General features: G+C 44.5%; 7 protein-coding genes. 6 read left to right on the plus strand and 1 reads right to left on the minus strand.

All coding sequences use genetic code 11. The annotated features are described in order from the left end of the window. Positions 1-14: 14 nt before the first annotated feature. The 4 genes from HLI_RS12750 (at position 15) to HLI_RS12765 (ending at position 5,050) form a co-directional block, all read left to right on the plus strand. Positions 15-1,925 (plus strand): glycoside hydrolase family 13 protein, encoded by a 1,911-nt coding sequence (locus HLI_RS12750; protein ID WP_241656004.1) that lies wholly within the window; start codon positions 15-17, stop codon positions 1,923-1,925. 12 nt (positions 1,926-1,937) lie between these two features. Beyond that, complete coding sequence (locus HLI_RS12755; RefSeq protein WP_128525309.1) at positions 1,938-2,312, plus strand: PH domain-containing protein; 375 nt, start codon at positions 1,938-1,940, stop codon at positions 2,310-2,312. Between the two features lie 517 nt (positions 2,313-2,829). Beyond that, entirely contained in the window at positions 2,830-4,134 is a 1,305-nt protein-coding gene (rpoN, locus tag HLI_RS12760) for an RNA polymerase factor sigma-54 (protein WP_164908551.1), read from the plus strand. Positions 4,135-4,225: 91 nt separating this feature from the next. Next, positions 4,226-5,050 carry a YihY/virulence factor BrkB family protein gene (locus HLI_RS12765; RefSeq protein WP_128525311.1) on the plus strand — a complete coding sequence of 275 codons (825 nt, stop codon included), beginning with the start codon at positions 4,226-4,228 and terminating at the stop codon, positions 5,048-5,050. Positions 5,051-5,608: 558 nt separating this feature from the next. On the opposite strand, the gene HLI_RS12770 is transcribed toward HLI_RS12765, so the two are convergent. Then, positions 5,609-6,664 (minus strand): DmpA family aminopeptidase, encoded by a 1,056-nt coding sequence (locus HLI_RS12770; protein WP_431357403.1) that lies wholly within the window; start codon positions 6,662-6,664, stop codon positions 5,609-5,611. Positions 6,665-7,044: 380 nt separating this feature from the next. On the opposite strand from HLI_RS12770, the gene gltB reads away from it, so the two are divergent. Both gltB and HLI_RS12780 read left to right on the plus strand, forming a co-directional pair. After that, entirely contained in the window at positions 7,045-11,625 is a 4,581-nt protein-coding gene (gltB, locus tag HLI_RS12775; protein ID WP_128525313.1) for a glutamate synthase large subunit, read from the plus strand. Positions 11,626-11,644: 19 nt separating this feature from the next. Continuing rightward, positions 11,645-13,132, plus strand: coding sequence for a glutamate synthase subunit beta (locus HLI_RS12780; protein ID WP_128525314.1), 1,488 nt, complete (start codon positions 11,645-11,647; stop codon positions 13,130-13,132). Positions 13,133-13,453 lie beyond the last annotated feature (321 nt).

Consider the following 13,453-nt stretch of genomic DNA (forward strand, 5'->3'; position numbering starts at 1 on the left):
GTTCAGTGAGACAAATGGAAATGTATCACAATAGTTTTGAATCTTCATATCGAGAGCCTTTCGGTGCTGCACCGAGAGGTTCTGCTGTTACGCTTACAATTGATGTACACAATCGTTATCATGTATCACATGTCATCCTCCACTATATATTGGATCGTACGGATGATGAAAAGACGAAAGAGATGGACGTTTGCAGTGAAGAGCATCAACGCACATCTTATGAAACGACGGTCGTAATGCCGGACACCCCGCAGTTGATTTGGTACTTTTTCGAGGTCATTCTCGAAGACCGCACACTGTTTTACGGACGGGAAAAGAGCTTTGAAAGCGGAGAAGGAAAAGTTTATGATCACATCCCTCCTTCATGGCAGATCACGGTATATGATCCCGCCTACCAAACACCTGATTGGTGGAAAAATGCAACCATGTATCAAATTTTCCCTGATCGATTTTATGCGGCAGGCGATATTGAACCAGAGAAAGCCCCTGAGACCAGCCTCATCCATGCCCATTGGGAAAATGAACCTGTGTATATAAGGAATGAGCGTGGTGAAGTCATACGATGGGACTTTTTTGGAGGTAACTTGAAAGGGATCGAAGAAAAACTGGATCACATTGAGTCATTAGGTGTCACCGTCATCTATTTGAACCCGATCTTTGAGGCGGAGAGTAATCATAGATATGATACTGGTGATTATCACAAAATCGATCCCCTTCTCGGAACGAAAGCGGACTTGGAGAGCCTGATTGAGGCGGCACGTAAAAGAGGGATGGAAATCATGCTTGATGGAGTGTTCAGTCACACTGGAAGCAACAGCATTTATTTCAATAGAGAAGGAAAATACGATTCGCTCGGTGCCTATCAATCTAAGAATTCTTCCTATTACAGTTGGTACACATTCCACCAATATCCCGACGATTATGACGCATGGTGGGGCGTTGGTACATTACCGACATTGAAAAAGGAAAACGAAGACTATCAAAACTTTCTGGTCCATGCAGAAGACAGTGTCATCAAAACCTGGCAAAACTCCGGCATGAAACACTGGAGGTTAGATGTAGCCGATGAATTGACAGATGACTTGATCAGCCAGCTATACCGCCAGCTGAAGAGTAAGGATGAGTCCAGCGTCCTGTTAGGCGAAGTTTGGGAGGATGCCTCTAATAAAACAGCCTACGGCAAGCGGCGGGATTACTTTCTAGGCGGTGTGTTGGACTCTGTCATGAACTACCCGATGCGTAGGATTTTGCTGGAGTTCATAAAAGGGGAAATGGATGCTCCAACCGTCCATCGTCGTCTGATGACCCTTGGTGAACATTACCCGAAACAGTACTTTTATGCAGTGATGAACATGCTCTCCAGCCATGATGTGGAAAGGATCAAAACCATGCTGGATGATTTCCTTCCAGATGATTTGGCAGAAGATGAAAAAGAAGATCTTATAATCAGCCAAATCAAAGCCTTGAGTTTGTTGATTTATACCTTCCCGGGAGTCCCCTCCCTCTACTATGGCGATGAAGCAGGATTATCAGGAGGAGCAGACCCTGATAATCGCAAGCCATATCCGTGGGACAAAGAAGATCAAGAACTTTTGAAGTGGTATCGCCAAATCGGCCAATGGCGTAAAGAACACCAGGCCCTTCGAACAGGGAATTGGAAGTCTTTCGCCTACGATGACGACGTGTTCGGGTTTGAACGTTGGATAAGAGATGAAGTCGATCATTTCGGGAGTGAAGCCTCTGATGAACAGTTGATCTATTTATTCAACAGGAATCTCCGTAAAAAGAAAGAAGTCAACCTGCCGATCCAAAAAGGAAAATGGCAGCATTTAGAGAATAAGAGAAGAATATTCAACGCCAAGAACAATGTACTGGCAATAGAATTGGCCCCTTGCGAAGGTATGCTATTACGTTTAATGCAATAGGAGGAATCGAGCATGGGATTTTTAGATGGATTAATGGGAAACGCAAGTGAAGTAGATATTGAAAAGCTAGAAAGAGAATTGGAAGAAGTGTTGATTGAAAATGAACAGATTCAAAGTGGGTATAAAGTATTGAGAGACTCTTTCGTTTTCACAGACAAGCGATTAGTGCTGGTGGATAAACAAGGGATGACAGGTAAAAAGGTCGAATATCATTCCATCCCTTATAAAAGCATCACTCATTTCAGTGTAGAAACAGCAGGCAGTTTTGATATGGATTCAGAATTGAAAATCTGGTTATCAGGATCCAATGAACCTATTGGTAAACTATTCAAAAAAGATAGTCCAATTGAAGAAGTTCAACAGACTCTTGCCACATACGTATTATAAATGTTCCACGTGGAACAAAAAGGTGCCAGCAATATATTGCTGGCACCTTTTTTGAGTTAGGAAACTAGTAAATATTCGGTCAAATGGACACCATCGCTTCAGATATTTTTAAAAAACTTATTTAAGATTCAACACCATGTGGTCTACATCAATATATTTATTCTCCAGTTTTAATACTCTCTCCACTAAGAAATGATATCCCATCGCCGTGACCTCTATAATGTTTTTAAGTCGCCCACCATCCTGCCTGTTTGATGGTAGATGATCCCTGCTTGTGTGAGTATCGTCATAAAAGTGAGGATGGCTTAAGGAAATGGCTAGGATCTCTGGGGCGTTGGAGCTGGACGAGTTGTTTCCTTAGAACCCTATTATCCTTTCCAATCTCAATAGCTCAACTCCATTATTTCCAATGAATTCCTCCGATCGATATTTGAATTTAATCGTTGAATACGGCATCATAGGAATTAGTAAATTCATTTAATTTTATATGAAAGCGTTACCAAATAGAGGTGTGAACATGAAGCTGGAACTGGCAAATAAACAAACAACAGGGTTGGTCATGACGACAGAAATGCGTCAAGCGATTACAATGCTTCAATTTAACGCCACTGAATTGTGGGAGCATGTGCGAAAGGAAATAGAGGAGAATCCAATTTTGAGCATCGAGGCTTCTCCCTCTTATGGCTCTACCTTTCATCAAAAAGAGTTTGCCTATCATGATCCTATTGAGCAAATCGCCCAACAGAGATGCGATTGGAGAGAAGACCTGATTGAGCAAGCGGGTTGGCTTCAAGAAAATGAATCTATGAAACATATTGTTATTTACTTGGTTGGAAACTTAGATGAGAACGGTTTTTTAACCATGGTTGCAGAGGAAATCACGGAGGAACTGGGAATGGAAGTTGAAATGGTTGAAGAAGCACGTCATCTTCTTATCAACTTTGATCCTTACGGAGTCGGTTGTTACAACTTTCAAGAGTATCTTCTGCTGCAAATAGAAAAAAAGTACCCAGACTCAGCCTTCTTGTATGCGTTGGTCAAGGATCATCTGAACCTTTTAGGAGAGCAGGAGTTGCGTCCCATAGCTGAAAAAACAGGAGTAAGTGAAAGGCAAGTAGGAGAAGCCCTCCAATTGATCAAGACTCTTCAGCCACGGCCGGTTATTGAACGGGCGACGTCCGCATCTACACCTTCTCTTCCAGACTTAATACTTGAAAAAGAACCAAGTGGATTCCTACTGAGAGATCCATACTCCATCACAAAGCAGATCCGGTGGGACGAGAAGTTGTTGGGCATGTACCAAAAATCACACGATGCTTATGATTATCTCGATGATTGTTATAAACGGGCACGTTGGCTGATGCAGAGCATTGACCAAAGAAGAGAAACCATCATGCGTGTCGCTGAAGTGATCATAAAACATCAAAAAGCTTTTTTTGAAGGAGGGTCGCTAAAACCCCTCACTTTAAAGAAGGTTGCTGACACATTGGATCTCCATGAATCGACAGTCAGCCGAGCGGTATCGTGTAAAGTGATCAGGACTCCGGATGGAAACCACGAACTGAAAAGCTTCTTTCTTACAGGCTACCAATCAAAGCATGGAGAAGAAGTTTCTTCGCAGCAAGTAAAACAACTCCTTCAACAACTGATCAACGGGGAAGAACCAACCCGCCCCCTCTCTGATCAAAAGCTTGCAAATGAATTAAGCCTCCAGCATGATCTCAGAGTCTCGAGAAGAACTGTGGCCAAATACAGAGAAGCATTGCAGATACCTTCTTCCTCAAAGAGAAAAGTGAGCGTCGGTGCACCTCTTCCTTCCTAGTGTCTATGTGCTGATTCCTTATATCGATAGATTAAACCTCATAAAAAAAGGGGATAGACATGTAGACGAAGGTTGAGGAGGTAATCCAGCGATGAAGAAAATTGTGAGCAGTATCAAAGAGCTGGTCGCAGAATTCCAAAAAGACAATGTACCATTACTTGGCGCTGCGCAGGCTTATTATTATTTGCTATCAATCGTGCCGATGTTGATTTTGCTATTATCCATTCTCCCATATTTGAACATTGATGCTGAGACAGCTATTCAAGCGATGGGCAATGTGATCCCTAGTGATACCGCAGAAGTTTTCCGGGAGAATATCGTCGGAGTAGTTGAACAACCGAATGGCGGATTATTGACCCTGGGTATTTTGGGGACATTATGGTCTGCTTCCAATGGAATCAACGCCTTCATTCAGTCAGCTAATGAAGCTTACAATGTGGAAGAAACACGCTCATTCATCAAAGTGCGTCTGCTTTCCATCGTATTAACCCTTGGGATGATCATCGCCATCGTTGTATCCCTCGTCTTGCCAGTGTTTGGTCAAGTGCTGATCGATATGATCAATTTACCAGAACAGACAGCGATTTTATTTCAAATCCTGCGGTGGGCTATCAGTGTGGCAGTGATCGGTCTCGTCTTAATGGCTCTGTATCACTTTGCCCCTAATAAAAATATACCCTTCAAGCACATCCTGCCCGGAGCAATCATTACAGCCGTGCTTTGGCAGCTGATTTCTTTAGCCTTTTCTTTCTATGTAAGTAACTTCGGTAGTTACTCCGCTACTTACGGAAGTCTTGGTGGTGTCATTATCCTGATGCTATGGTTCTTTTTAACTGGCATTATTCTTATGGTAGGTGCCGAAATCAATGTCATCTATCACCGCCGTCACGCCAACGAAAAAACAAAGGCAGCCTAACCCCTTCTCTCGCGGGCTCGCTCTATCCTGACGACCTTTGTGATATGTGATTCTCTTGTAATCACTTGAGGGAGAACCTGCCCTTTATGAGGTGGATAAACCATACTCTAGCGCTCGGGTAATAGCATTTTCCGCATAAAACCCATATGATGGTTTTGAGCATCACCGCTTACCAAAGCCTCGAAACTGAGTGTTATGGAAAAGGGAGCGGTTATGGGATAAGAAGAGGCTGGGACAAAACACTAACTGCCACTGGAAAAGACGAACATTAGGATAGATGGATCAAATGGAGCGTAGGCAACATACGAAGACTCCTGCGGGAACAGCACGAGGCGAAGACCCCGGAGGAAAGCGGTCTTTGCTTTCTGAGGAGGCTGAGGCCGTCCCCGCGGAAAGCGAAGTATGTTGCCGGAGCGGCAAATGCATGAATGGATTCATAAGGAAAACCCGAACGAATTTCGTTCGGGTTTTCTAGCGAAAAAATTCTATTTGTCCCACCCTCTTTTAAATTCTAATAGTAAAGTAAGGTTTATTAATACTTCGAGAATCCGATCAGGCTTATAAGGAAAGATTATGAGTTTCCAATAAATCTGTCAGTGTCGGACGTTCATGACCATCTCTTCCTATAATAGGCGTGGCTTTGACCAGGGACTCCAGAACGGCCTCTTCAGCAGCTTCTCCGACAGCTCGAAACGCTTGATCCATGTCTTCTTCGTGGATCATTCTTAGTGTTAATGGTGTATCAGACTTTTCATGAGGAATTTCATTGGCGGTCGAAAAGCCGATGACAACTTCCCCACTTCCGTTTCCTATGATGGACCCGGTTCGGGAAAGTCCAGTGACCGAGCGCTTGAGGATACGGTTCAGCTGACGTTCTGAAACGGGGAGGTCAGTGGCTATGATCACCATTACAGACCCACGGTCCTTTTCATCTTCTTTTGATAGGATCTTTTCTTTCAGTTGTTGACCAAACGGATTGCCATCAATCAACAAGTCACTTAACTTCCCGAAGTTCGTAAGGGTAAGGACCCCGACCGTAAATTCTCCGGCAGCTAATTCGACGATACGTGAAGCAGATCCAATTCCGCCTTTCATAGAATAGCAGAGCATACCTGTCCCCGCTCCTACACAGCCCTCCTCAAAATCTACATCAGCATTGTCCAGAGCTTCGGTAATATGCTCTTTTTGTACGGAGCGTTCCCTAATATCATTGAGCCACATATCATTGCATTCACCGATGACAGGATTGACTGTTCCTGTTTCCCTGCCAATTTCAGGGTTATTTTTCAAAGTATAATCAACAACGGCATCAAAGGCTGCTCCTACTCCGAAAGTATTTGTCAAAACAATCGGCGTTTCTAATGTGCCAAGCTCATTCAGTTGAATGGTTCCTGTCGTTTTTCCGAACCCATTGATGATATGGGAGGAGGCGATTAATTTTTCTCTGAAAAGATTCCTCCCATGAGGAAGGATGGCGGTCACACCTGTTTGTTGGCTTCCTTCACTTAATGTGTGATGTCCGACTTTCACTCCTTGTACGTCTGTTAGGGTATTGTTTTTTCCTGGGGGCATGAATCCGATAGTCACACCATGGTCTCTGATCGATTTGTTCATCATATGTTTTTCCTCCTCCTGGTGGATGTATTCTCAACTTGATTGTCAAACTCCTCCTTCCATTAAGAAATGCATGTTCATACAACCCGATCATTTTATATGCAGAAATTTCAAATTAATGGAACAAATGTGGGGGATAATGAAAGAATTGAAAAAAATTTGCTGAATTTCAGAATTTTCATGGTTGCGCTTACATCGTTTGAATGAATGGATTTGTGAGTTCTGATAATTGTTTCATTTCTGTGAAAATTCAATTGTCAGCTGGTATGAAGGCGTGAATCCTGCCATTTTTCATGCTATACTAGTAAGAAAATAAAAAGACAGAATTTTTTAATTTTTGCCTGTAACCTACAAGAATAAGTCCGCTAGGGGGAATGAATATGCAAAAACACGGATATCCTGTTCCGCAAGGTTTATATCATCCGGAGAATGAGCATGAGGCTTGTGGAATCGGAGTGATTGCCAATATTGATGGAACAAAGAGCCATAGTATTGTTGAAAATGCCATCACCATACTCTGTAATTTAGAGCACCGGGGTGGACAATCTGCTGACGTAAATACAGGGGATGGGGCTGGAATATTAACTCAGATCCCTCATAACTTTTTTGAAAACCAATGTGAAAAAGAAGATATATACCTTCCTGAGGCTGGTGGTTATGGCATCGGGATGATTTTCTTACCGGAAGATCATGACACCAGAATGGAATGTAAGAGAATCTTCGAACGTCTTGTTGAAGAGGAAGGGCAGAAATTCCTTGGGTGGCGGACGGTACCTGTCAATGATTCGTTCGTCGGTAAAGATGCGAAAAAGACGAAACCATTTATCCGCCAGGCGTTCGTAGCACCTTCTGAAAATATAAAGAACCAAATGGATTTGGAACGTCGTTTATATATCATACGTAAACGTGCAGAAATCGAGATTGCCGCAATGGATGGATATGATGACTTTTATATCAGTAGTCTTTCAACGAACACGATTGTTTACAAAGGAATGTTGATTCCGGAACAATTGGATTCGTTTTACATTGACCTGAACCATCCGGATTTCAAAACGGCCCTCGCTTTAGTGCATTCCCGTTTTAGTACAAACACCTTCCCGAGTTGGAAACGTTCACACCCGAATCGAATGACAATCCATAATGGGGAATTCAATACGTTGAGAGGTAATGTCAACTGGATGAGAGCCAGACAACAGCTCTGTAACTCCGAGTACTTCAGTGAAGAAGATTTGGAGAAGATTTTGCCGGTCATTGATTCTCAAGGCAGTGACTCCTCCATGTTTGACAACGCGTTTGAGTTCTTATATTTGTCAGGGCGTTCATTAGCACATACAGCGATGATGATGGTCCCTGAACCATGGTCGAACGATGATACGATTCAGGAAGACAAGAAGAGTTTTTACGAATATCACAGCTGCTTAATGGAACCTTGGGATGGTCCGGCTGCGCTTGCTTATACAAATGGAAAACAGATTGGTGCCTGCCTTGACCGTAATGGTCTGCGTCCAGCTCGCTATTATGTGACAAAAGGCGGGATGATTGTCCTCGGTTCAGAAGTGGGAGCCCTGGATATATTCGCTGATGATATTTTGTACAAGGATCGTTTGCATCCGGGCAAAATGCTGCTGGTGGATCTTGAAGAAGGAAAAATCATTCCTGATGAAGAGATCAAACTGCAGACAGCTCGTGAACATCCATATAAGGAATGGATTGAAAAGAATAAATTCGACTTGGAAGACCTTCCGGAGCCGATTTCTGAGCATCCTCCGGTAGAAGGACTCATCCAGCAGCAATTGGCTTTCGGCTACACCACAGAAGAATTGAACAAAATTCTTATGCCTATGGTGACTGATAAAAAGGACCCTGTAGGTTCCATGGGTTACGACTCCCCGTTAGCGGTCTTGTCGAAGAAGCCACAATTGCTTTACAGCTACTTCAAGCAATTGTTCGCCCAAGTGACCAATCCGCCGATCGACGCCATTCGGGAGAAGTTGATTACAATGGTGGAAACGACGATCGGTGCAGAAGGCAATCTTGTCGATCCTCAGCCGGAGAGCTGTCGTCAAATCCGTATCAAGTCTCCTGTACTGACGAATCGTCAGCTTGAACAATTGCGCCAGCAGAATGTGGAAGGTTTCAAAGCGCAGACATTGTCCATATTGTTTGAAGCGAAAGCAAACAAGCTGAAACCTGCTATCGATCGTGTGTTCGAACAAGCCGATCAAGCGATTGAGGATGGGACGACCTTGCTCGTGCTTTCTGACCGTGGAGTCGGTAGAGATTATACGGCTATCCCTTCATTACTTGCCGTATCAGGGCTCCACCATCATTTGATTCGAAAAGGAACACGGACGAAAGTCAGTATTCTTATTGAATCAGGAGAGGCGCGTGAAGTTCATCATTTTGCAACCCTTCTGGGCTATGGAGCAGAGGGAATCAATCCTTATCTCGCTTATGAGTCGTTAAAAGACTTGGATGAGCGTGGACTGATAGAAGTCGATTCTCATGAACAAGCCGTAGAGACCTATGTGAAATCTGCTACAGATGGAATCATCAAAGTGCTGTCAAAAATGGGAATCTCGACGATTCAGAGTTACCGGGGAGCTCAGATTTTCGAAGCCGTCGGTATCCATAAAGATGTCATCGACCTTTATTTCACTCGAACGGCTTCACGTCTCGGTGGTATCGGATTAGATATTATAGAAAAAGAGGCATTGATGCGTCATGAAACTGCGTTCGATGAGCAGCGCGGTTCACAAAATACACTCGAAGCAGGGGACGATTTCCAATATCGTGAAAACGGGGAGGATCACCAATACAACCCGCAGACGATTGCAACATTACAACACGCCTGCCGTGCGAATGACTATGATTTATTCAAGCAGTATTCACAGATGCTGACAGATGAAAAGAATAACCTGCAATCCCTTCGAGGGCTTTTATCATTCAAGAAGCGGCCTTCGATTCCAGTGGAAGAAGTGGAATCGGTGGAAGATATTTGTAAGAGGTTCAAAACAGGAGCCATGTCTTATGGATCTATCAGTGAAGAAGCCCATGAGGCCCTGGCCGTCGCCATGAACAGACTTGGCGGTCGAAGCAACTCCGGGGAAGGCGGGGAGAACCCGAGCCGCTTCACTCCTGAGGAAAACGGTGATATGAAGCGCAGTGCAATTAAACAGGTTGCGTCAGGGCGTTTCGGCGTAAATAGTCATTATTTAGTGAATGCAGACGAAATTCAAATTAAAGTCGCTCAAGGTGCGAAGCCTGGAGAAGGCGGACACTTGCCCGGCAAGAAAGTATATCCATGGATTGCTGAAGTGCGTGGTTCTACTCCTGGTGTTGAATTGATTTCGCCGCCACCACACCACGATATTTATTCAATCGAAGACTTGGCAGAACTTATTTATAACTTGAAAAATGCTAATCCAAAAGCCCGGGTCAGTGTGAAACTCGTTTCAGCTGTCGGTGTTGGAACAATTGCAGCCGGTGTTGCGAAAGGACGTGCAGATCTCGTCCTTATCAGTGGATATGATGGAGGAACTGGAGCTGCACCAAGAACGAGTATCAAACATACCGGTCTGCCATGGGAAATCGGATTGGCAGAAACCCACCAGACGCTCGTCCTCGACCGTTTGCGTGACCGTATCGTTGTAGAAACAGACGGAAAAATGATGACAGGGCGTGACGTCGTGGTTGCATCATTGCTGGGAGCCGAAGAGTATGGCTTTTCCACGGCACCGCTTGTCGTCCTTGGGTGTGTCATGATGCGTGTCTGTCACTTGAACACATGCCCGGTCGGTGTTGCGACTCAGGATCCCGAATTGCGTAAGAAGTTCACTGGGGAAGCCGATCACCTGGAAAATTTCATGCGTTTTATCGCTCAAGAAGCACGTGAATTGATGGCAGAGCTTGGCTTCCGCTCTATCAATGAAATGATTGGACGGACGGATGTATTAGAAACAAACCAAGCCGTCGATCACTGGAAAGCCAAAGGCGTCGACCTATCCGCACTTCTTTACCAGCCGGATGTACCTGATAACTACGGGCGTTTTGCCACAATTAAGCAGGACCATGGTCTGGATAAGACGTTGGATGTAGAAGAATTGATCCCATTGTGCAAGAAAGCTATTGAAAATGGGGAACCGATTGAAAGCACAGGTTCAATCCGTAACATCCACCGGGTGACCGGAACGATTCTCGGCAGTGAAATCACCCGCCGATACGGAGCTGAAGGGCTTCCAGAAGATACAGTGAAACTGACATTTAAAGGTTCAGCTGGTCAAAGTTTCGGTGCTTTCATACCCAAAGGGGTGTCCTTGAGACTTGTGGGAGATGCGAATGATTATGTCGGTAAAGGATTATCAGGTGGTAAAGTCATCGTCCATCCTTCACCTAAGTCAACCTTTGCGCCCGAAGAGAATACCATTATCGGTAACGTTGCTTTCTACGGAGCATCTGACGGAGAAGCTTATATCAATGGCCTGGCTGGTGAACGTTTCTGTGTAAGGAATAGTGGAGCAGAAGTGGTCGTCGAAGGTGTCGGTGATCATGGATGTGAATATATGACAGGTGGTAGAGTAGTCGTTCTTGGTGGAACTGGTCGTAACTTCGCAGCGGGTATGTCCGGAGGCATCGCTTATGTCCTTGACGAGACGGAAAGGCCATTTGAAACGAAATGTAACAAAGAGCTTGTTCATCTTCATCAATTAGAAGATGATCAGGAAATCGAAAAGCTATATAACATGATCAAAAAGCATGTCGCTTATACGAAAAGCGTGCTGGGCGAGCGGATTTTAGCGGACTGGGAGACTTATGTTTCTAAGTTTGTCAAAGTGATCCCTAGAGATTACTTGGCGATGGAGGAACGCATCCAAAGGTTGAAAGATGATGGTTTAGAGAAGTTCGATGCGGAAATGACCGCATTTGATGAACGTAACAAACCGGTAGCAACAGTTAAATAATGAAGAAGGGGGAGATCTGATGGGAAAGTCTACTGGATTCATGGAGTATGAGCGTCAATCTATACCTGAACGCGATCCTGCAACACGAACAAAAGATTGGGAAGATTACACGCTTCCCCTCTCAGAAGAAGAGGTCCAAAAGCAAGGAGCCCGCTGCATGGACTGCGGCGTTCCTACTTGCCATTCAGGAATGGAGGTCAATGGGATGACAACGGGGTGCCCCGTATATCACCTTATTCCTGAATGGAACGATCTCGTTTACAGAGGTCAATGGAAGGAAGCTTTAGAAAAAGAACATGAGATGAATAACTTCCCGGAATTCACAGGTTTCGCCTGCCCTGCACCATGTGAAGGTGCATGTGTATTAGGCATCAATGAACCTCCTGTAGCGATCCGAAGCGTGGAGCGTTCGATTATTGAGAAAGGGTTCGACGAAGGCTGGGTCAAACCGGAACCCCCTGCCTACCGCACAGGAAGAAGCGTGGCTGTCGTAGGGTCTGGACCAGCTGGTCTGGCTGCAGCCGCCCAATTGAACAAAGCCGGTCACTGGGTTACCGTATATGAGCGCAACGACCGTGTTGGGGGTCTGTTGACTTACGGCATACCTGAAATGAAACTTCCTTACAATATCGTGGAGCGACGGGTGAACATTTTGAAAGAAGAAGGCATCCGTTTCCTTACAAATACAGAAGTGGGGAGAGACTACCCTGTTTCTCGATTGAATGAAGAATATGATACGGTAATCCTTTGTGGCGGAGCAACCACGCCTCGTAATCTGGAAGTCCAGGGCCGCAATTTGAAGGGCATCCACTATGCGATGGATTTCCTCCATGCGAATACAAAGAGTCTTCTTGATTCAGGTCATGAAGATGACAACTATATCAGTGCTAAAGATAAGAACGTAATCGTTATCGGTGGTGGAGACACAGGTACAGACTGTATGTCCACATCCATGCGTCACGAATGTAAAAGCCTTGTTCAATTTGATATTTACGATAAAAAAGGGTCGACACGCGACAATGAAACAAACCCATGGCCGCAATACCCGATTATCCATCGGATGGAGTACGGCCAGAAAGAAGCGGAAGCAAGGTTCGGTAAAGACCCTCGTGCCTACGCAGTCATGACGAAAAAGTTCGTCGGTGACGAAAACAACCGTATCAAAGAAGTACACACGATTGATGTCGCACTTTCTTATGATGAAAAAGGCAACAAAGTCCGTACAGAAATCCCGGGTACGGAAAAGGTCTGGGAAGCAGATCTTGTTCTACTTGCAATTGGTTTCAGTGGACCTGAGCAAGACTTAATTGAAAAATTGGGTGTTGAAACGACTGTCCGTTCGAATATAGCTGCACAGTATGGAAAGTACACGACTAATGTCGAGGGCGTATTTGCAGCAGGAGATATGCGCCGCGGCCAAAGCTTGATCGTGTGGGCGATCAACGAAGGCCGTGAAGTTGCACGAGAATGTGATCGTTATATGATGGGCAGTACTCAGCTCCCGTAAACTCAAATTGCTAAAATAGGGTGGAGTTTCAGCGCCTGCCTGATTAATCGAGTGGAAAAATCTTCGCGATTTTCCACTCGGTTTTTTGTTTGGAATAAAAGAATTTATAATTTTGCTTCTGAAGTTCCTCTGCGTCTCTTGTGGAAAGAAATGTTCTGCCATTTTTCACTAAATATCGGGGGACATGGCACTTCCCCTTTTGTCCTTAAATTTTCTTCCGAATCCATCCTCTGAAGAGTTTATTTTGTCGAATGCCTGGGTACATAAATTGTAATGTTTATTTTTTACTTAATATTCTAAAGTTCAGATTCAGAGGAGGAG

This window comes from Halobacillus litoralis (assembly GCF_004101865.1).
Taxonomy (GTDB): Bacteria; Bacillota; Bacilli; order Bacillales; family Halobacillaceae; genus Halobacillus; species Halobacillus litoralis_A.

Coding starts and splice junctions, on each gene's coding strand:
- HLI_RS12750 (WP_241656004.1), top strand. CDS start 15: ATGGAAATGTATCACAATAGTTTTGAATCTTCATATCGAGAGCCTTTC.
- HLI_RS12755 (WP_128525309.1), top strand. CDS start 1,938: ATGGGATTTTTAGATGGATTAATGGGAAACGCAAGTGAAGTAGATATT.
- rpoN (WP_164908551.1), top strand. CDS start 2,830: ATGAAGCTGGAACTGGCAAATAAACAAACAACAGGGTTGGTCATGACG.
- HLI_RS12765 (WP_128525311.1), top strand. CDS start 4,226: ATGAAGAAAATTGTGAGCAGTATCAAAGAGCTGGTCGCAGAATTCCAA.
- HLI_RS12770 (WP_431357403.1), bottom strand. CDS start 6,664: ATGAACAAATCGATCAGAGACCATGGTGTGACTATCGGATTCATGCCC.
- gltB (WP_128525313.1), top strand. CDS start 7,045: ATGCAAAAACACGGATATCCTGTTCCGCAAGGTTTATATCATCCGGAG.
- HLI_RS12780 (WP_128525314.1), top strand. CDS start 11,645: ATGGGAAAGTCTACTGGATTCATGGAGTATGAGCGTCAATCTATACCT.